Origin of the sequence: Pseudomonas sp. ICMP22404 (assembly GCF_006227205.1) — a bacterium.
Classification (GTDB): domain Bacteria; phylum Pseudomonadota; class Gammaproteobacteria; order Pseudomonadales; family Pseudomonadaceae; genus Aquipseudomonas.
Genome location: NZ_VCNG01000004.1, coordinates 76,852 through 95,920, shown reverse-complemented (window position 1 = coordinate 95,920; position 19,069 = coordinate 76,852). Strand labels below are relative to the sequence as shown.

Sequence of the window (19,069 nt, the reverse complement as noted above, 5' to 3'; positions counted from 1 at the left end):
CTTCATGCATACAACAAAAATAAAAGGTGCCTGTCATGCCGATAACGTTCAAACAACTGGTCGTGGCTGTTGGGGGATGCTCTACGATTTCCAGTGCTTCAGCTGATCTGCTGGGGGACTCGAAGGGGAGTCTGGAGTTTCGGAACTTTTATTACAATCGCGATTACAGAAATGAAGGCGCCAGCCAGTCCAAACGCGATGAGTGGGCGCAAGGCTTCATTCTCAATCTGCAATCGGGATTTACCGAGGGCAGGGTCGGCTTCGGTGTCGACGCACTCGGGTTGCTGGGCGTGAAGTTGGATTCCAGCTCGGATCGCACCGGTTCAGGGCTGCTCCCATATGATTCGCAGCGCAACGTGGAAGACGAGTACGGGAAAATGACGCTTACAGCCAAGGCCCGACTCGGTCGGAGCGAGCTCAGGATCGGTGGGCTGAGTCCTCTCATGCCCATGCTGTGGAGCAATAATAGTCGGCTGTTGCCTCAAGTTTTCAGAGGGGGGATGCTGGTTTCCAATGACTTGGATCCCGTCACGATCACGGCCGTTCGGGTGAACGCGGTTAAGCAACGAAACTCGACCGACTTCGAGTCCCTGACGACCACGGGGTATCGCGCGGTTGAGGCCGATCATTACAACTACCTCGCCTTCGACTACAAAGCGTTGCCCACGCTGACGCTGAGCCTGCACACCGCCGAGCTTGAAAACCTGTACCGCTCGAACTACTACGGGTTCAAGCTTAACCAGCCGCTTACTACCGGCACCTTGATCTCCGATATCCGTCTGTTTGATGCGAAGGAAACGGGTGATAAGGCGCTCGGCGAGGTCGACAATCGCACGCTGAGCAGTTATTTCGCCTACAGCCTCAAAGGGCATACCCTGGGGGGCGGATATCAGAAGGCCTGGGGTGATACACCGTTTGCCTTCGTCAATGGCTCCGATACCTATCTGTTCGCCGAATCCCTGGCAAGTACGTTCACCGCGCCAAACGAACGCATCTGGTTCGCCCGGTATGATTTCGACTTTGCCGCCATTGGTGTGCCCGGGCTGACGTTGGGCATCAAGTATGTGAACGGTGAAGATGTCGCCCCCACCTTGCTCGCTGGCGCACGCGCAGCGGCGTTACGGGCGCAAGGGCGTGAAGGTCGGGAGTGGGAGCGGATGACCGACATTACCTACGCCGTCCAGAGTGGTCCGGCGAAAGGCATGTCGGTGCAATGGCGTAACTCGACAAATCGGTCCACTTACGCTGACAGCGCGAACGAGAACCGACTCATTGTTCGCTATACCGTCAACTTTTAGAGCGTCAGTGCCCTTTTGGCCACGTTGTCCTGAATGAGGTTGGGAAGTTGCAACAAGTTTGACTTTTGAGCCGTCCCTGGCTCATTCAGGCAACCGTGCTTAGAACTTGAATCGCCCCACCAGCCCCCTCAATTGACCGGAAATGTCCGTCAAACGGCCCGAACCGGTCTGCGCCGAGTGGGCAAACTCCTCGACCAGTTGCGCATCGGCATGGATCTGCGCGATGTGCCGGTTGATGTCTTCGGCCACCTGATGCTGTTCCTCGGCGGCGGTGGCGATCTGGGTGTTCTGGTCGCGGATCGAGTCCACCGAGTTGCGGATCTTGTCGAAACTGTCGCGGGCCTGTTGGATGCGTTCCACGCTGGTTTGCGACACCAGCAGGCTGTTCTGCATCTGCTGGGTCACTTCCTGGGTGCGGCGGGCCAGATTACCGAGCAGGCTGTCGATCTCGCCGGTGGAGTCGGCGGTGCGCCGTGCCAGGGCCCGTACTTCATCGGCCACGACGGCGAATCCGCGACCCTGGTCGCCGGCGCGCGCGGCTTCGATGGCGGCGTTGAGGGCCAACAGGTTGGTCTGCTCGGCAATCGAGCGGATGGTGTCGAGGATGGTGTTGATGTTCTTGCTGTCCTGCTCGAGTGCCTGCATGGTCTGGGTCGACTGCTGCAGGTCTTCGCTCAGTTTCAGCACGCTGCCGGTGGCTTCGCCGATGTGATGCTGGCCATCGTGCACATCACGGTAGCCGGTGTCCGCGCTGGTGGCGGCCTGGCTGCAGGAGCGGGCCACTTCGTTGGCGGTCGCGACCATTTCATTGAAGGCGGTGCTGACCAGCTCCACTGCCTGGCGTTGGCGACCGGCGGCTTCGTTCATGTTGGTGGCGACTTCGCTGGTGTCGGCCGCCGCGCTTTGCAAGTCGGAGGAGGCACTGCCGATTCGCTGTACCAACTGTGCAATCATGCCCAGGAACTGGTTGAACCAGCTGGCCAGGGTGGCCGTTTCGTCCTTGCCTTGTACGGAGAGTTGACGGGTGAGGTCGCCTTCACCTTCGGCGATTTCCTGCAAGCCGTTTGCAACGCCGCGAATCGGTCGCACGATGACGCTGGCGAAGCTTGCCCCAACGACCGCGAAGATCACTGCCAATACCGCTGCGATAATGGCGATCAACCAGGTCAGGCTGGAGGCCCCGGCCATGACTTCGTCGCTTTTGATCAGGCCGATGAAGCGCCAGCCCAGGCTCTTGGAGGTGACGATGTTGACCATGTAGGACACGCCATCGATCTCGACCTGGGTCATGCCGTCGCCGCTCTTGGCCAGCGCGGCATAGTTGGGGCCCAGGTCGGCGAGAGGCTTGAAGTTGTGCTTGGCGTCGCTGGCATCCACCAGTACGTTGCCGTTCCCCTCGACCAGGATGAGGTAGCCGCTTTCGCCCAGCTTGATGTTCTTGACCAGTTCGGTCAGTTGCTTGAGCGACACGTCGAGGCCGACGACGCCCACCAGTTTGCCGGCAGCGTCGGATACCGTGTGAACGATGCCGATCAGCGATATATCATCCGGCGCCCAGTAATAGGCGTCTGTGCGCACAGTCACGCCAGGCGAGGCGATGGCGGCCTTGTACCATGGGCGCACGCGTGGGTCGTAGTTGGAGATCTTGGGGTCATCCGGCCAGCTGGCATAGCCGCCATCGGCAAGGCCCACGGAAAGATAGGCGGTGGCCGGATGGCTCTTGGCGAAGCGGTCGAAGATATCCAGGATCTGTTTATTGGTTTCAGGGAGTGGCGTTTGTGCCGCGTCGGCGGCGGAATAGTTTTTCAGGTCCTTTGCCGCCACGATCCGCGGGTCCTTGGCGAAGAATTCGACGTTCTGACTGATGCCATCGAAGAACGTCTTCATGCCATTGTCGATCTGCCGGATTTCCCGGCCGCTGCTGTCGAGGAAGTTGGTTTTTGCCGCTTCGCGCAGGTTCAGCACGACGAGCACCGCCACCAGGACGACCGGAAGGCAGGCGATGGTCGCGAACGCCCATGTCAGCTTCTGTTTGATATTCATGACTTCTCCCGCGGGTATTTATAAGTGTTGGGTCGGCGGAAACAATGGCGGTGTAAGTTGCGAGTGCTGGAAAGGAAGCGCCCATGTCTACTCTCAGCCTATCGACTAAAGGCGAACAGACTTTAGAGCCGCAGGTACTTAAAGGCGTCCCGCGTCGCTAATCCACACGATAGCGACGTTCCCCATACCATGGCCGCTTGCCTGAGATGCGAGAGTGGCGCAAGTCTGATCGTCTTCAGGAAGAGGCCCTATGCCAAGCGCATTCGAGAGCGTACTTAAAAACAAGAACATGGCTTATCGGCCACTCGGCTCGCCGGGGGTGGATCAGGCGCCGACCCGCGTCGCGTTCGTATTGATGGACAATTTCTCGATGATGTCCTTCACCGGTGCGGTGGATGCCCTGGTAACGGCCAACCTGATGTGTGACATGCCCCTCTACGAGATTCTGACGGTCGGAGTGTCGGGGAGCCAGGTGACGAGTGACCTGGGGATTGTCATTTCCACTGACATCGAGTTGGCGCAATTGCCGGAAAACCAGGACGTTCTCATCGTCGCCGGGGGTTTTCGTGTAAAGCTGCAAGGTGTCCCCCTGCTGCGGCGCAAGCTGCGCGCCAATGCGGCGTCGGGGGCGATACTGGGTGGGCTGTGGAATGGGGTTTTCTTCGTTGCCGACGCCAGCCTGCTGGACGGTTTCGAATGCGCCGTTCACCCGGAAAGCCGAGCGATGATGGTGGAGGTCTTCCCTCATGTGAAGGTATCGAGCCGGGCCTATGTCGTTGATCGCGGACGGGTCAGTTGTGCCGGTGCCAACAGTTCGCTGCGCATGATGCTCCAGCTGATCCGCCAGACGGGAGGGGAGGCCCTGGTGGGGGCCATCGAGGAAATTCTGCGGTGTGACGAATCGGGCGATGCGTCGGATTTGCCGCCCGTCTTCGTCGAGACGGACCCGAGGCTGCCGGAAAGCCTCAAGCTGGCGTTGGAGTTGATGTGGCAGAACATCGAAGAGCCATTGACCATCGATGAACTGGCGGCCTGCGTGAAGATTTCCAAGCGCCAGCTGGAGCGGCGCTTCTGCAGTTTTCTCGGCGCGACCCCAACGCGTTACTACCTGGAGTTGCGCCTGACCCGGGCACGCCAGCTCATCCAGCAGACCAATCGATCGATGACAGAGGTCGCCGTGGCGACGGGCTTTGTCAGCTCCCCGCATTTTCAGCGGCGTTTCCGGGATTTTTTCGGCGTTCCGCCAGGCAGCTATCGTTCGACGTTCGGGCGGAAGTAGGGCTGGAGCAGCGACGTGTTCGCGGGGTATCGGCCGGCTTGCATCCATGCCGGCCGATACCCCGCTGTCATAAGCAAGCTCGTTCCCCCCGGTGAGGGCTCACGGCATCTGCGGCAGTTCCTGCGGTCGCAGATCGAACACCAGCACCTCGGCATCCTGGCCATTGCTCAACGTCAGTACCTGTTCTTCCCGCACTCGCACGCCATCACCTTCCTGTAACGACACGCCATTGAGCTCGACGTTGCCCCGGGCGACATGCACATAGGCATAGCGATCAGGTGCCAATGTCAGGGTGGCGCTTTCGCTGCCATCGAACAGTCCGGCAAAGACCCGTGCGTCCTGGCGCACCTCAAGGGAGCCGTCGGCGCCGTCCGGCGAGATGATCAATTGCAGGCGACCGCGTTTCTGCCCGCAGCTGAAATGCTCCTGCTGGTAGCGTGGCTTGGCACCGCTGACATTCGGCACGATCCAGATCTGCAGGAAGTGCACCGGCTCGTCCGCGCTGTGGTTGAACTCGCTGTGGGCCACGCCACTGCCGGCGCTCATCAGTTGCACATCGCCTGGGCGAATGACCGAGCCTGTACCCAGGGTGTCCTTGTGTTCCAGCGCGCCTTCGAGCACATAGGAGAAAATCTCCATGTCCCGGTGGGGGTGCTGGCCGAAACCCTTGGCGGCGGCCACCCGGTCATCGTTGATGACCAGCAGGTCGGAGAAGCCTTGTTGATTGAGGTCACGGTAGTTGGCGAAGGAAAAGGTGTGGAACGAGGTCAGCCAGCCGTGACGGGCGATTCCGCGGTCCGCAGCTTTGCGAAGGGTCAGCATGGTAGTTCTCCTGGTTCAGTGGGCGACGGCTTTGGCCGTTCGCCGGGGACAGAAGAAGGTTAATGGTTATGCTGCTGCTTAATAAGTAGGTGAAAAACGAAAGACTGTCACTTATAAGTGGACAATAAGCAGGCCTGCCAGCCGGTGCGGTGCGTTAACATGATGTCGAAGCCGCGTCTGGTGCGACATCGGACCTGTGGGAGCGAGCCTGCTCGCGATGGCGTTGGTACAGTCAACATCCCTGCAAGTTGACCCACCGCTATCGCGAGCAGGCTCGCTCCCACAGGTTTTATCAGGCGGGCTTGCTGCGTTCCTCTGGATTTTTTGGTGTGTTAACTGATGAAAACCGTTGCAATGGTGCTGTTCCCGGATTTTTTACTACTCGACATGGCCGGGCCGATGGAGGTGTTTTCCATCGCCAACCGCTATCTTGAGCCGGATCAACGCTATCAATTACTGACCCTGGGCACTGATCGCGGCCCATTGCGGGCCTCCAACGGCGTGGCGGTCGAGGCCGACATCCACATCGACCAGGCCTGGGCGGCCTATGATGTACTGCTAGTGCCGGGCGGGCCGGGGGCCTACAACGATCGACATCCGGGGTTGCACACCTGGCTGCGGGCCGCGACGCAACGGGCCACGCGCTACGGCTCCATCTGCACCGGGGCCTTCGTGCTGGGTGAGGCGGGATTGCTTGACGGCTACCGCGTCACCACACACTGGCATTACACCGAACGCCTGATCCGGCGTTTCCCCAAGGCACTGGTGGAAACCGACAAGATCTTCCTGCAGGACCGGCGCCTGTTCACGTCCGGCGGCGTCACCGCCGGCATCGACCTGGCATTGGCCATCGTAGCCCAGGACCATGGCCGCAAAGTGGCACTGGATGTGGCCAAGGTGTTGCTGGTGGTCATGAAGCGCCAAGGCGGGCAAGCCCAGTTCAGCCCTCTGGTGGCGGCGGTGGCGTCCCAGGAGTCGGCCGTCACCCGGGTGCAGCATTATGTGATGGAGCATCTCGAAGAGCCGTTCACCGTCGAGCGCATGGCGACGCTGGCCTCCATGAGTCCGCGGCATTTCGCCCGGATGTTCGCCCGCGAAGTGATGATGACGCCGATGGAGTTCCTGCAGGGGGCCCGTATCGACCGGGCCCGTCAGTTGCTGGAAAGCACGGACTTACCCCTCAAGACCGTAGCGTTTCGCAGTGGGTTTGGCAGCGTCCGGCACATGCGTTCTCTGTTCAGCGAAAAACTCGGCCTGACCCCCGTGCAATACCGCCAGCAGTTCAGTTGAGCCCTCCGGTGTCCGTCCAGGGCACCGTGATGTCCGTCATGCACCCTGTGCCAGCATTGTTCTCCGGTCGTGGGCTGCCAAGATAACGGCGAACCCTCTGGAAAGGATGCAAGAGAGCCGGGGCAGACGCGTTTGATGACCGCGACGCCATGCCCACACCGGTTCTTTGGCGCTGGATCACCATGAACAGTTTCGTCAAACCCGATACCGAACCGGCGGTGGGCTTCGGCCCGTTTGCCTTCTACCGGCAGCAGCGGCTCGTCACCCGAGATGGCGAACCCCTCAGCTTGGGCGGACGGGCGCTGGACGTTCTCCAGGTCCTGGTGGATCACGCCGGCAGCTATATCAGCAAGCAAGCGCTCATCGCCGAGGTCTGGCCGGACAATGTGGTGGAAGACATCAACCTGCGGGTGCACATTGCGGCATTGCGGCGGGCGTTCGGTGACGGGCGGGACGGCTGCCGGTACATCCTCAACGATCCGCGACGTGGCTATTGCTTTGCCGCGCCGCTGGCTTCGTCCAGAGGCGAAAAGCACAACCTGCCTGCACGGCTGAGCCCGGTGATCGGCCGCGATAAAGTGCTGGGCCGGTTGCTGGTCGAGGTGCCGCGCCAGGGCCTGACCACCGTGGTCGGCCCGGGCGGCGTTGGTAAGTCCACCGTGGTGCTGCGGGTCGCGGAGCTGTTGCTGGAACACTTTGACGACGGGGCGTGGTTCGTCGACCTGGCGGCCATCACCGAGCCTTGCCAGGTACGGGCGCGGATTGCTTGTACGCTGGGCCTGGCGCCCGAGGCCCTGGGCCGGCAACTCGAACATCGTCGGCTGCTGCTGGTGCTCGACGGCTGCGAACATCTGCTTGAGGCCTGTCGTGAACTGGCCTTGGCGTTGCGAGCGTCGGCACCGGGCGTGTCGCTGTTGTTGAGCAGTCGCGAGCCGCTGAACCTCACCGATGAGCGCGTCCTGCAACTGCCAGGCCTGACGGTGGCATCGCCCCTTGAGCCCGAGCATCAATTACAGGCATGCCCAGCGGTACAGTTGCTGGTGGAACGGGTTGGCGCCCGGCAGCAAGGTTTCAAACCCAGCGACCGCGACCTGGTGGCGATTGCGCAAATCTGCCAGCGCCTGGACGGTTTACCGCTGGCCCTGGAGCTGGCGGCAGCCCAGGTCTGTGTCTTGGGCGTGGCGGGTGTACTGGAACAACTGGACTTCGGACTGTCGCTCCTGAGCTTTGGCCGGCGCACGGCCGTGCCCCGTCACCGGAGCCTGGAGGCCTTGCTGGACTGGAGTTTCGAGCGTTTGAGCCCCCCCGAGCGGCTGGTATTCCAGCGCCTCGCGGTGTTCGACCGGCCTTTTACCGCCAAGGCGGCCATTGCGGTGATCAGTTGTCCGGAACTGGGTGTCGGGCAGTTGCCCTGGCTGCTGTCACGGCTGGCCCAGCAGTCTCTGTTGAGAGTCGAACCCTGCGCCAATGGGGTGCGTTTCCACTGGCTCCACACCACGCGTGCCTATGCCGTGGAAAAGCTGCGGCGCAGTGGCCAATGGCATTTGTATCATCGGCGTCATGCGCTGCAGAACGCATGGAAGCCTGTCCATTCAAGTCTCGCACCGTTGAGACAACGTCTGGAGCAGCGCGTCGGCCTCCACTAGGTCTGGGGTATCGAAGCCTTCGGTGAAGCGTCGATAGATCGGCTCGAGCAATTCTTGTGCGGCCCGTTCCCGGCCCTGGCGTTGCCATAGTCGCGCCAGGGTCGTGGTGCTGCGCAGCTCCCAGGCCAGGGCACCCTGACCGCGGGCCACGCCCAGGGCGGTCACCAGCTGTTCTTCGGCGCGCTCGTCGAGGGTCGGGTCGTTGCGTGCCAACAAGGCCTGCGCCCCGGCCCGCAGGATCTCGGCTATGCACCAGCCCGCGGCGCCGCTATGGGCGCGATCGAGTTGCTCGGCGCTGACCTGATCGGCACGCAGGGTCACGACAATGTCCTGGATCAGACCGTTGACCGGATTCGCCTCGAGGGGCGCGTCATTGAACGCAGCGTCGTAGTGGCGGGCCCAGCTATGAAACAGCATCACCGAATGTTTGTTGGCCTGGTGTCGCAACAGATCGAGCCTTTCCCGCGCGACTGAATGATCGCCGTTGTAGCGTGCAATCACGCAACCGGCCAGCGCGAGGGTGTAGCAGATCGAGGTGCCGTGATTGATCTGCAAGGCAATTTGCAGGGCGAGATTGGCGGCCCGCCGGGCTTTTTCGGCAAAGCCTTGTAGCCAGAGTACGCGTGCCAGGGTGGTCAGCGACGCTACGCTCTGGTCGTATTGCACGCCGAAGCCGTGGGTGAAGCGGCTGAGGTGGCCGCTCTGGGCCAGGCGCTGGATGACCTGTTCGGCATCTTGTCGGGCCGCGCCCTGGTCGCCGGCAAAGTGCAGCGCCAGCACCCGCAGGCGTTGGGCGCTCAAAGACAGGAGCGGATCGCCCAGGGTGCCCAGCCGGTCGAAGTCCTGGCTTTGTTCCAGCGCCTGCTGGTAATAGCCGCAACTGAGGTTGACCGCCATGTGCCCCGACACCGCCCGGAGCTCGCCGGCGCGGTTCTGGCATTGTTGCGCCAGCTGCCGGGCGGTGACGAAGGCGCGGATCGTGGCCGGCGTACCGCCCTCGGTGTGGTAGTTGAAACTGGCGTGGGCCAATTCCAAAGCGAGGCTCAGCCTGGGGCATGGCGACGGGGCGGCCCGCAGTAATTGCAGCGCCTTATTGACGTAAAGCCCATGCTCCTTGAGCAATGACAGCTCCTGCCAGAGGGGCAGGGTGCTGGCGGTCAAGCGGATGGCCACCTGATGGGAACCGTGCGGGCCCAACCCGCGATCGAGGGCCGCGCGGATGTCATCGCGATAGGCGGCGTAGCGCGCGATCCACACTGGCGTGGCGGTGTTTTCCCAATCCTGCTCGGCTTGCTCCATCAGGGCCAGGCAGCGCTCGGCATGGCGTTCCTGGCTGGCTGCCAGTTCGCCGGCTTCGACCAGTTTTTCCTGGGCATAACTGCGGGTGGTGTCCAGCAGGCGATAGCGCACCTCTTCATCGCCGACTTCGACGTTGAGCAGGGATTTGGCCACCAGTTGGCTGATCGACACCAGCACCTGGTCGGGCGCGACATGTGGTCCGATGATCACCGCGGCTGCCGACGTCAGGTTGAAGCTGCCCATGAACGTTGACAACCGTCGCAGGCAGATCTGCTCGCACACGGTGAGCAGTGCGAAGCTCCAATCCAGCGTAGCGCGCAGGGTTTGCTGGCGCGGCGCAACGTCGCTGTCGTTGTGGAGCTGGGCGACGCTGCCTTGCAGTTGTCGGTGAAGCGCTTCCAGCCCGAAGCGGCCCACTTGCGCGGCGGCCAGTTCGATGGCCAGGGGAATCCCGTCCAGTCGCTGGCAGATGTCTGCCACCAAGGGCACCTCGCGGTCGGTCAGCTCGAAGTCGTCCTGGCTGGCCATCGCTCGCTCGGCGAACAGTTGCAGGGCCGGGTATTCGAGGGCCGGGTAGCCTTCGATGGGGATCTCCCGGGGCGGGCAGGCCAGGGCGTCCAGGCGCTGTACGTGTTCGCCCTCGGCGCGCAGGCCTTCACGGCTGGTCGCCAGGATATGCAGGTGCGGGGCACCGCGCAGCAGGGTTTCGCAGAGCTGGGCGATGGCGTCGATCAGGTGTTCGCAATTATCGATCACCAGCAATAGATGTCGGTCCTTGAGCTGTCGCGCGATGGTCGCCAGCGGATCGCTGTCCGGCTGTGGCAGATCCAGCAGCGCGCACAGCTCCGGCATGATCGAGGCCGGCTCGTTGAGCAATGACAGGTCTAGCAGATAAGTGCCGTCGCGGTAGTGATCGATCAGCCGCTCGGCGACCCGCAGGGCCACAGTGGTCTTGCCGATGCCACCGGTCCCGACCAGGGTGATGAAGCGTTTGCGCGGCAGGTGGGTCACCAGGCTTTCCAACACCGCCTGGCGGCCGATCATCCGGTTGCGACGGGGTGGCAGGTTGTGGGTCGGTGACGCAGGCGCAATATCCGCCATGGGGGCGAGGGGCGCGGTCGACACCGGCGCGACAAAACTGTAGCCGCGCTGGGCCACGGTGACGATGTAACGCTGCCCGGCCTGGCCATCCCCCAGCGCCTTGCGCAATGCCGCGACATGCACCCGCAGGTTGGTGTCTTCCACGACACTCCTGGGCCAGACACGGGCGATCAGCTGTTGCTTGCTCACCACCTCTCCGGCGTGCTCGAGCAGCACCAGCAGGATCTCTACCGCCCGTCGCCCAAGGCGCAACGGCTGCCCGCCCTCCAGCACCAGGCGCTGGCGAGGATGGACGTGGTAAGGGCCGAAATGCACGGTCTGTTCGACGGGCAGGGCGCTGGGGTGGTTCATCGTGTTCTCAACGTCTGGTCTGGTGCAAAAGGCATATCCGAGCATATTCCTCAGGTTTGGCTTCAGGTGCAACGGTTAGAGCCTTCTCTCATAGCCCGCAGTGAGACACCCTGTGGCGAGGGGATTTATCCCCGCTGGGCTGCAAAGCGGCCCCAAACGCTTGATGTCCATTAAAACTGACACACCGAGGCGTCAGTCTTGGGACTGCTTCGCAGCCCAGCGGGGATAAATCCCCTCGCCACAAAAAGCACCACAGTCCTGCCCTCAATCAAAAAAATTAACAACGTTTAACTCACGCATACACCCCCTCTGACCCGACCATGGAGACCTCCACCCCTCTCAAGGAAGTCATGTCATGAGCACCTTCATCACCCGCGACGGCACCGAGATCTACTACAAGGATTGGGGCAGTGGTCAGCCGGTTGTCTTCAGTCATGGCTGGCCGTTGAACTCGGACAGTTGGGAGGCGCAGATGATGTTCCTGGCGTCCAACGGTTACCGGGTGATCGCCCACGACCGTCGTGGGCATGGGCGCTCCAGCCAGCCTTGGGACGGCAATGACATGAACACCTACGCCGATGACCTGGCCGAGCTGATCGAGCGGCTGGACCTGAAGGACGCCGTACTGCTCGGTTTCTCGACCGGCGGTGGTGAAGTGGCACGCTATATCGGCCGTCATGGCGCCGCTCGCGTCGCCAAGCTCGGGCTGATCTCGGCAGTGACGCCGTTGATGCTCAGGACCCCGGCCAACCCGGGTGGCCTGCCCATCGAAGTGTTCGACGGTTTCCGCCAGGCCTCCCTGGCCGACCGTTCTCAGCTATACAAGGATGTGGCCAGCGCGTTTTTCGGCGCCAACCGTCCGGGTGCCAAGGTGTCCCAAGGCATGATCGATTGGTTCTGGATGCAAGGCATGCTCGCCGGCCACAAGAACACGTACGACTGCATCAAGGCGTTCTCGGAGACTGATCTTTCCGAAGACCTGCGCAACATCGACGTGCCGACCCTCGTGGTCCATGGCGATGACGACCAGGTGGTCCCCATCGAAGCCGCCGGCATTGCAGCCGCCAAACTGCTCAAGCACTCGCAACTGCTGGTCTACCCCGGCGCGCCCCACGGCTTGACCGACACCCACAAGGATCGACTGAACGCCGACCTGCTGGCGTTCATCCGAGGCTGATCGAGCATAGAACCTGTGGGAGCGAGCCTGCTCGCGATAGCGGTGGGTCAGCTTGTGACGACGTCGGATGTGTCGACGCTTCGCGAGCAGGCTCGCTCCCACAGGATGGTATTCCACAGGATCCTAATCGATGAATCGCAACGATTTACGCCGTCTTGACATGAACCTGCTGGTGATCTTCGAGGCGTTGATGTTCGAGAAGAACCTGACCCGCGTCGCTGAAAAGCTGTTCATGGGCCAGCCTGCCGTGAGCGCGGCGCTGGGGCGGTTGCGGGATCTGTTCGATGATCCGCTGCTGATCCGCCACGGTCGCGGCATGGAGCCGACGCCTCGGGCCATGGCGATCCTGCGTGAGCTGCAACCGGCCATGGACACGATTTCCGGCGCGGTCAGCCGGGCCAAGGCGTTCGATCCGTCCACCAGTTGCGACGTGTTTCGCATCGGCCTGTCGGACGACGCCGAGTTCGGCCTGTTCCCGCCGTTGCTGAGCCAACTGCGCGAAGAAGCGCCGGGCATCATCGTGGTGGTGCGCCGGGCCAATTACCTGCTGATGTCGTCGTTGCTGGGCAGCGGGGAAATCAGCGTCGGGGTCAGCTACACCACCGATCTGCCGGCCAACGCCAAGCGCAAGAAACTGCGGGACATCCCCTGCAAGGTCTTGCGCGGCGACAAGCGTCCGGGCCCGCTGACCCTGGACGAGTACTGCGCGCGTCCCCACGCCATGGTGTCGTTCTCGGGGGACCTGAGCGGCAACATCGACCTGGACCTGGCGCGTATTGGCCGGACCCGCAAAGTGGTGTTGGGCGTCCCGCAGTTCAGTGGCTTGCGGGCGTTGTTGGCCGGCACCGAACTGATTGCCACCGTGCCCGACTACGCGGCCTGCGCGCTGGTAGAAGGCTGCGCGTTGCGGGCCGAGGATCCACCGTTCGAGATCAACGCGGCCGAGCTGTCGATGGTCTGGAGTGGCGTGCATGACAACGACCCGGCCGAGCGCTGGCTGCGCTCGCGCATTGCCACCCACATGTCCCAATCATTGCCGGCCGCTGCCTATGCGGACCCGGACGGAGCACACCGATGAACGTCACCGACGAACGTACCCTGCAGGACTGGGGACTGCTGTTCCTGCGCCTCAGTGGCGCGCTGTTTCTGCTATGGGTCCACGGGTTGCCGAAGTGGCTGCACTACAGCGACGAGCTGACCCGCATCGAAGACCCGTTTCACTTGGGGGCGAGCCTTACCCTGATGTTGGCGATCTTCGCCGAAGTGCTGTGCCCGTTGCTGATCGCAGTCGGTGTCCTGGTGCGCCTCGCGTGCCTGCCCATCCTGTTCCTGTTGGCGGTTGCGCTGTGGGTGGTTCACCCGCAATGGAGCCTCGAAGAAGGGCAGTTCGGCTGGCTGCTGCTGATCATCTTTACCACTGTGTTCATCGCCGGGCCGGGCCGCCTGGCGCTGAATGCGCGTTTTACCGGAGTGTTACGCCATGTCTGAATCTCAAGCTGTCGAGCCCACAACGGGTGCTGCCACACCTGGCTTCGACGAAATCGTGACCCTGATCGTCAAGCACCGGGTCAAGGCCGGCCAGGACGCGGCCTATGAGGCCTGGTTGCGACGCATCGTGACCGTGGCCGGCAGTTGGCCGGGACACCTGGGCGTGGATGTGGTGCGAGGCAAGCAGGGCGGGTTGTCGCTGTTCACTTGCGTGCTGCGCTTCTGTTCCACCGAGGCCATGCAGCGCTGGCTCGATTCGCCCGAGCGCCGCGAGCTGGTGGAAGAGGCCACGCCGTTGCTGGCCGATGGTGACCAGACCGAGGTCGCGTCCCACAAGGAGTTCTGGTTCGCCCCGCTGGCCGACGCCTCCACGCCGCCACCGCGCTGGAAGCAGGCCGTGGTGACGCTGTTGGTCATCCTGCCGCACACCTTGTTGGTGCCGCTGATCTGGGGGCCCGTGCTGCAACTCAACGCATTTCTTTCCAACTACGTCGTTGCCACGTTCCTGATCACCCTGACCATCGTGCTCTCGGTCTGTTACGTGTGCATGCCGCTGGCGACCCGTCTGTTCGCACCCTGGCTGCAAGCCTCGACAGCACACGAGCATTTGGAATCCTGAGCTTGTCGAGCCGTTGTGCCTAGTCACAACCAGCTCCCTAGCCACACATTTTTTGATAGTTGAAGGAGAACCCTATGAACGCCGATCTGATTCTGTTCAATGGCCAGTTCCACACCGTCGACCGGGAAAAGCCCCGGGCCAGCGCCGTGGCCATCAGCCAGGGCAAGTTCGTTGTCGTGGGCACCGACGCCGAGGCCATGGCCTTGCGTGGCGGCAGTACCCAGGTCATCGACCTCAAGGGCCGCACCGTCATCCCCGGGCTTAACGACTCGCACCTGCACCTGATCCGCGGTGGCCTGAACTACAACCTCGAACTGCGTTGGGAAGGCGTGCCGTCCCTGGCCGATGCCCTGCGCATGCTCAAGGACCAGGCCGACCGTACGCCGACGCCGCAATGGGTACGTGTGGTGGGCGGCTGGAACGAATTCCAGTTCGCCGAAAAACGCATGCCGACCCTGGAAGAACTCAACCAGGCCGCCCCCGACACCCCGGTGTTCGTGTTGCACCTGTATGACCGCGCCTTGCTCAACCGCGCCGCGTTGCGGGTGGCCGGCTATACCCGTGACACGCCGAACCCGCCGGGCGGCGAGATCGTGCGCGACAGCAAGGGTGAACCCACCGGCATGCTGGTGGCGCGTCCCAACGCGATGATCCTCTACTCGACGTTGGCCAAGGGGCCGAAGTTGCCGCTGGAGTACCAGGTCAATTCCACTCGCCAGTTCATGCGTGAACTCAATCGCCTGGGGCTGACCAGTGCCATCGACGCCGGCGGTGGTTTCCAGAATTACCCCGACGACTACGCGGTGATCGAGCAGTTGGCCCGGGAAGAACAGTTGACGGTGCGCATCGCCTACAACCTGTTCACCCAGAAGCCCAAGGAAGAACTCAGCGACTTCAAGAACTGGACCGGCAGCGTCAAGCTGCACCAGGGCGATGATTTCCTGCGGCACAACGGCGCCGGTGAAATGCTGGTGTTCTCGGCGGCGGATTTCGAAGACTTCCTCGAGCCGCGTCCGGACCTGCCGCCTGGCATGGAGCAGGACCTGGAGCCCGTGGTGCGGCACCTGGTGGAGCAGCGTTGGCCGTTCCGCCTGCATGCCACCTACAACGAGTCCATCAGCCGCATGCTCGACGTGTTCGAGAAGGTCAACCGTGACATCCCGTTCAACGGCCTGCCATGGTTCTTCGACCACGCCGAAACCATCACCCCGCAGAACATCGAACGGGTCCGCGCACTGGGTGGCGGTATCGCCATCCAGGACCGCATGGCCTTCCAGGGCGAATACTTTGTCGACCGCTATGGCGCCAAGGCCGCCGAAGCGACGCCGCCGATCAAGCGCATGCTGGCCGAAGGCGTACCAGTGGGTGCCGGCACCGATGCCACCCGGGTATCGAGCTACAACCCCTGGACCTCGCTGTACTGGATGGTCAGCGGTCGCACGGTCGGTGGTCTGGCGCTGCACGAAGAAGGCCTGCCGCGCCTGACCGCGCTGGAGCTGTTCACCCATGGCAGCGCCTGGTTCTCCTCGGAGCAGGGCAAGAAAGGCCAGATCAAGGTCGGCCAGTTGGCGGACCTGGCGGCACTGAGCGCCGACTTCTTCAGCGTCGAGGAAGAAGCCATCAAGTGGATCGAGTCCGTGCTGACGGTGGTCGACGGCAAGGTGGTGTACGCCGCCGGCGACTTCGAAAAACTCGGCCCTGCCAGTGTCCCGGTGCTGCCGGACTGGTCACCGGTGGTCAAGGTGCCAGGTCACTGGCGCCCGACTTCGCCGTTGCAGGCCCAGGTTCACCAGTGCAGCGGTCCTTGCACGGTGCATTCCCATAGCCATGAGCGGGCGCGGCTGTCGAACGTCCCGGTCAGCGATTTTCAAGGCTTCTGGGGCGCGTTTGGCTGTTCCTGCTTCGCGTTCTGACAGACATCAACATCCCCCCTGTGGGAGCGAGCCTGCTCGCGAAGACGTCGGCGCATCCGACACCTTCGCAACAGGCACACCGCTTCGCGAGCAGGCTCGCTCCCACAGGATTTGTAACAACCATGTATAAGGAGTCATCCCATGAGCAATGCCCCTGTCTACAACCGCCTGAACAAAGATGATGCAGTCGTCCTGCTGGTCGATCACCAGACCGGCCTGATCTCCCTGGTCCAGGACTTCTCGCCCAACGAGTTCAAGAACAACGTACTGGCCCTGGCCGACCTGGCGAAGTTCTTCGGTCTGCCGACCATCCTGACCACCAGCTTCGAAAAAGGCCCTAACGGCCCGCTCGTGCCGGAGCTCAAGGAAATGTTCCCGGACGCGCCGTACATCCCGCGTCCAGGCCAGATCAATGCCTGGGACAACGAAGACTTCGTCAAGGCGATCAAGGCCACCGGCCGCAAGCAACTGATCATCGCTGGCGTGGTGACCGATGTCTGCGTGGCATTCCCGACCTTGTCGGCGCTGGCCGAAGGTTTCGACGTGTTCGTCGTCACCGACGCCTCGGGCACCTTCAACGAAACCGTGCAGCAGGCCTCCTGGGCTCGCATGAGCGCTGCCGGCGCGCAACTGATGAACTGGTTCTCGGTGGCTTGCGAACTGCACCGCGACTGGCGCAACGACATTGAAGGCCTGGGCAACCTGCTGTCCCAGCGCATTCCGAACTACCGCAACCTGATGAACAGCTACGCGGCGCTGACTGCCAAGTAAGCTTCAGTGGTTGTTGCTGGACGACGCCCGCCTTGTGCGGGCGTTTTGGTTTTTGGTCGACTGACAGGCCGCCATCGCGAGCAGGCTCGCTCCCACATGGGTTTTGTGGTGGACATGTCTCTTGAAACGCCCGAATCCCCTGTGGGAGCGAGCCTGCTCGCGATGGCGTCAGCCCATTCAACCCTTCCCAACCTGTCTCACCCCGACCACAATGCTCAACTGAACTCCCTCACTGTCCACCTCTGGAGTGACAATGAACCCCTTCGAAGAAATGCGCATTTTTGCCCAGGTCATGGAGTCGGGCAGCTTCACGGCGGCGGCGGACCAGTTGGGGTTGTCCAAGCAATTCGTCAGCCGAAAGCTCATGGAGCTGGAACAGCGGCTGGGGGTTCGTCTGCTCAACCGTTCGACGCGGCGGCTGGATGTCACCCCGTTGGGCCAGCGCTATTACGAGGCCGCCTTGCGTCTGCTCAGCGAAATCGAACAGGTGGAGCTGGGTATCAGCGGACAGACCAGCGAGCCTCGCGGCACCCTTCGGCTCAGCGCACCGCTGTCCTTTGCCGTGGCGCACCTGGGCAGTCTGCTGCCGTTGTTCCTGGAGCGTTATCCGCAGGTCAGCGTCGAAGTGGACCTGAGTGACCGTTCGGTGGATTTGCTGGGGGAGGGCTACGACCTCGCGCTACGGATCGGGGTGCTGGAGGATTCGACCTTGATCGCCCGCCGCATCGCAACCATCGACCGGGTCTACTGCGCCAGCCCGTCATATCTGGCGCAACGCGGCACACCCTTGCGCCCCGAAGACCTGCGCAACCATGACTGCCTGCCCTATGGTCACAGCCGTCAGGTTCAATGGCGTTTTGGAGGAGGGGGTAAACCGCTGGTGTTGGAAGTCGCCGGGCGCATGCGCGCCAACAACGGTGATCTGCTCCGGGATGCGGCGATTGCCGGCATGGGTATTACCTATCTCCCCACCTTCATCCTCGGCGATGCGCTGAAGGACGGACGGCTGATCAAGGTCCTGGAGGGTTTCGAAACCGAGCCCCTGGCCCTGTCGGCGGTCTACCCGCAACATCGCCAGAGCGCTCCCCCGGTGCAAGCGCTGGTGGAATTTCTACGTGAGCACATGCAATGAGTGGCTGAGCTTTCAGCCGCCACCGGACGGCTGAAAGCTTGCGTGATACCAATCAGGCGGCCATATTGGCGCCGGACAGTTCCTTCTTGTACTGCGCCTTCATGGTTTCCATCTGTTCACCCAAGGCATCCAGCTTGGCTTTGCCCAGTACTTTCTTGGCTTGGGGGAACATCTCTTTTTCTTCTTCTTCGATGTGGTGCTCAAGCAGTTCCTTGACCACTTTCACCCGGCCGGCAAATTCCGGTTGGGAAGGATCGGTGGCCTTCAGGTCCGGCAGGACCAGTGAATCGACCGTGCGATGTTCTTCCTTGGCCTCGTAGTACATTTCGGCCTCGTCCTTGCCCCCCGCTTGCTTGAAGGCCGGGTACAGGATCTCTTCTTCCAGCCGGGTATGAATGGTGACTTCCATTTCCAGCTTCGCCAACAGGTCAGTACGTTTCTTGACGCCGCGTTCGGTGGATTCGCTCAGTTGAGCCAGAATACCTTTGACGCGTTCATGGTCAGCTTTCAACAGATCGATGGCGTTCATATACAGCTCCTCGGCAATTCACGGTTACGCGCCGGCTTCAAGCGCCGACGTCGCGTTAACCAAGGATTGCATCGGCCGTGCCAGCCAGGTGGCTTTATAAAGTTCTTTTAAAACAATGGGTTGAGATGGATGCCATTTTTATCATCGTGCAGGCTGCATGAAGAGGGGTCAAAGCGCCTTGCACTTTGCGTTGCCTGACCGAGAACCCCTTTGTGGGAGCGAGCCTGCTCGCGATAGCGGTCGTTCAGCCAATGATGAAGTCGACTGGCCTGGCCTCATCGCGAGCAGGCTCGCTCCCACAGAGGATTTTG

The 19,069-nt window shown here is 62.1% G+C and carries 15 protein-coding genes and 1 pseudogene; 11 read left to right on the top strand and 5 right to left on the bottom strand.

Annotated elements, in window-relative coordinates:
• Positions 1-35: 35 nt before the first annotated feature.
• Positions 36-1,298: an OprD family porin gene (locus tag FGE05_RS08680; protein WP_139643875.1), complete on the top strand. Its 1,263-nt coding sequence runs from the start codon at positions 36-38 to the stop codon at positions 1,296-1,298.
• 99 nt (positions 1,299-1,397) lie between these two features.
• Here FGE05_RS08680 and FGE05_RS30335 read toward each other — a convergent pair whose 3' ends face one another.
• Together FGE05_RS30335 and FGE05_RS30330 are read right to left on the bottom strand one after the other, a co-directional pair.
• Entirely contained in the window at positions 1,398-2,165 is a 768-nt protein-coding gene (locus tag FGE05_RS30335; RefSeq protein ID WP_373682451.1) for a methyl-accepting chemotaxis protein, read from the bottom strand.
• A 93-nt stretch (positions 2,166-2,258) separates the two neighbouring features.
• Positions 2,259-3,341, bottom strand: a pseudogene (locus FGE05_RS30330) (cache domain-containing protein); the annotation flags it as partial.
• A 250-nt stretch (positions 3,342-3,591) separates the two neighbouring features.
• Here FGE05_RS30330 and FGE05_RS08670 point away from each other — a divergent pair.
• The gene (locus FGE05_RS08670) at positions 3,592-4,620 is read left to right on the top strand and encodes a GlxA family transcriptional regulator (protein WP_139643869.1); all 1,029 of its coding nucleotides are present in this window, start codon (positions 3,592-3,594) and stop codon (positions 4,618-4,620) included.
• A 99-nt stretch (positions 4,621-4,719) separates the two neighbouring features.
• On the opposite strand, the gene FGE05_RS08665 is transcribed toward FGE05_RS08670, so the two are convergent.
• Positions 4,720-5,442 (bottom strand): pirin family protein, encoded by a 723-nt coding sequence (locus FGE05_RS08665; RefSeq protein WP_139643866.1) that lies wholly within the window; start codon positions 5,440-5,442, stop codon positions 4,720-4,722.
• 339 nt (positions 5,443-5,781) lie between these two features.
• On the opposite strand from FGE05_RS08665, the gene FGE05_RS08660 reads away from it, so the two are divergent.
• Both FGE05_RS08660 and FGE05_RS08655 read left to right on the top strand, forming a co-directional pair.
• On the top strand, positions 5,782-6,732 hold the full coding sequence (locus FGE05_RS08660; protein WP_139643863.1) for a GlxA family transcriptional regulator: 951 nt from the start codon (positions 5,782-5,784) through the stop codon (positions 6,730-6,732).
• A gap of 182 nt (positions 6,733-6,914) precedes the next feature.
• Positions 6,915-8,378: a winged helix-turn-helix domain-containing protein gene (locus tag FGE05_RS08655; protein ID WP_139643861.1), complete on the top strand. Its 1,464-nt coding sequence runs from the start codon at positions 6,915-6,917 to the stop codon at positions 8,376-8,378.
• Here FGE05_RS08655 and FGE05_RS08650 read toward each other — a convergent pair.
• Positions 8,325-11,129 (bottom strand): winged helix-turn-helix domain-containing protein, encoded by a 2,805-nt coding sequence (locus FGE05_RS08650; RefSeq protein WP_139643859.1) that lies wholly within the window; start codon positions 11,127-11,129, stop codon positions 8,325-8,327. The genes FGE05_RS08655 and FGE05_RS08650 overlap by 54 nt on opposite strands.
• 355 nt (positions 11,130-11,484) lie before the next feature.
• Here FGE05_RS08650 and FGE05_RS08645 point away from each other — a divergent pair, with 355 nt between their 5' ends.
• The 7 genes from FGE05_RS08645 (at position 11,485) to FGE05_RS08615 (ending at position 18,229) form a co-directional block, all read left to right on the top strand.
• On the top strand, positions 11,485-12,306 hold the full coding sequence (locus FGE05_RS08645; RefSeq protein ID WP_055129182.1) for an alpha/beta fold hydrolase: 822 nt from the start codon (positions 11,485-11,487) through the stop codon (positions 12,304-12,306).
• A 130-nt stretch (positions 12,307-12,436) separates the two neighbouring features.
• Entirely contained in the window at positions 12,437-13,384 is a 948-nt protein-coding gene (locus tag FGE05_RS08640; RefSeq protein ID WP_041024342.1) for a LysR substrate-binding domain-containing protein, read from the top strand.
• On the top strand, positions 13,381-13,794 hold the full coding sequence (locus FGE05_RS08635) for a DoxX family protein (RefSeq protein ID WP_139643856.1): 414 nt from the start codon (positions 13,381-13,383) through the stop codon (positions 13,792-13,794). The genes FGE05_RS08640 and FGE05_RS08635 overlap by 4 nt, the downstream gene beginning before the upstream one ends.
• Entirely contained in the window at positions 13,787-14,413 is a 627-nt protein-coding gene (locus FGE05_RS08630; protein ID WP_139643854.1) for an antibiotic biosynthesis monooxygenase, read from the top strand. Before FGE05_RS08635 ends, FGE05_RS08630 begins: the two co-directional genes overlap by 8 nt.
• A gap of 74 nt (positions 14,414-14,487) precedes the next feature.
• Positions 14,488-16,326, top strand: a complete 1,839-nt coding sequence (locus FGE05_RS08625) for an amidohydrolase (RefSeq protein WP_139643851.1) — start codon at positions 14,488-14,490, stop codon at positions 16,324-16,326.
• Positions 16,327-16,467: 141 nt separating this feature from the next.
• Positions 16,468-17,097 (top strand): isochorismate family cysteine hydrolase YcaC, encoded by a 630-nt coding sequence (gene ycaC / locus FGE05_RS08620; protein WP_024779330.1) that lies wholly within the window; start codon positions 16,468-16,470, stop codon positions 17,095-17,097.
• 253 nt (positions 17,098-17,350) lie between these two features.
• Positions 17,351-18,229 carry a LysR family transcriptional regulator gene (locus FGE05_RS08615; protein WP_139643846.1) on the top strand — a complete coding sequence of 293 codons (879 nt, stop codon included), beginning with the start codon at positions 17,351-17,353 and terminating at the stop codon, positions 18,227-18,229.
• Between the two features lie 52 nt (positions 18,230-18,281).
• Here FGE05_RS08615 and FGE05_RS08610 read toward each other — a convergent pair whose 3' ends face one another.
• Positions 18,282-18,758: a hemerythrin domain-containing protein gene (locus FGE05_RS08610; protein ID WP_024779328.1), complete on the bottom strand. Its 477-nt coding sequence runs from the start codon at positions 18,756-18,758 to the stop codon at positions 18,282-18,284.
• Between the last annotated feature and the right edge of the window lie 311 nt (positions 18,759-19,069).

Bases quoted from the DNA above. Each gene is read 5' to 3' on its own strand.
- FGE05_RS08635 (WP_139643856.1), top strand. From the start codon at position 13,381: ATGAACGTCACCGACGAACGTACCCTGCAGGACTGGGGACTGCTGTTC.
- FGE05_RS08650 (WP_139643859.1), bottom strand. From the start codon at position 11,129: ATGAACCACCCCAGCGCCCTGCCCGTCGAACAGACCGTGCATTTCGGC.
- FGE05_RS08655 (WP_139643861.1), top strand. From the start codon at position 6,915: ATGAACAGTTTCGTCAAACCCGATACCGAACCGGCGGTGGGCTTCGGC.
- ycaC (WP_024779330.1), top strand. From the start codon at position 16,468: ATGAGCAATGCCCCTGTCTACAACCGCCTGAACAAAGATGATGCAGTC.
- FGE05_RS08670 (WP_139643869.1), top strand. From the start codon at position 3,592: ATGCCAAGCGCATTCGAGAGCGTACTTAAAAACAAGAACATGGCTTAT.
- FGE05_RS08665 (WP_139643866.1), bottom strand. From the start codon at position 5,442: ATGCTGACCCTTCGCAAAGCTGCGGACCGCGGAATCGCCCGTCACGGC.
- FGE05_RS08645 (WP_055129182.1), top strand. From the start codon at position 11,485: ATGAGCACCTTCATCACCCGCGACGGCACCGAGATCTACTACAAGGAT.
- FGE05_RS08640 (WP_041024342.1), top strand. From the start codon at position 12,437: ATGAATCGCAACGATTTACGCCGTCTTGACATGAACCTGCTGGTGATC.
- FGE05_RS08625 (WP_139643851.1), top strand. From the start codon at position 14,488: ATGAACGCCGATCTGATTCTGTTCAATGGCCAGTTCCACACCGTCGAC.
- FGE05_RS08610 (WP_024779328.1), bottom strand. From the start codon at position 18,758: ATGAACGCCATCGATCTGTTGAAAGCTGACCATGAACGCGTCAAAGGT.
- FGE05_RS08630 (WP_139643854.1), top strand. From the start codon at position 13,787: ATGTCTGAATCTCAAGCTGTCGAGCCCACAACGGGTGCTGCCACACCT.
- FGE05_RS08680 (WP_139643875.1), top strand. From the start codon at position 36: ATGCCGATAACGTTCAAACAACTGGTCGTGGCTGTTGGGGGATGCTCT.
- FGE05_RS08660 (WP_139643863.1), top strand. From the start codon at position 5,782: ATGAAAACCGTTGCAATGGTGCTGTTCCCGGATTTTTTACTACTCGAC.
- FGE05_RS30335 (WP_373682451.1), bottom strand. From the start codon at position 2,165: ATGAACGAAGCCGCCGGTCGCCAACGCCAGGCAGTGGAGCTGGTCAGC.
- FGE05_RS08615 (WP_139643846.1), top strand. From the start codon at position 17,351: ATGAACCCCTTCGAAGAAATGCGCATTTTTGCCCAGGTCATGGAGTCG.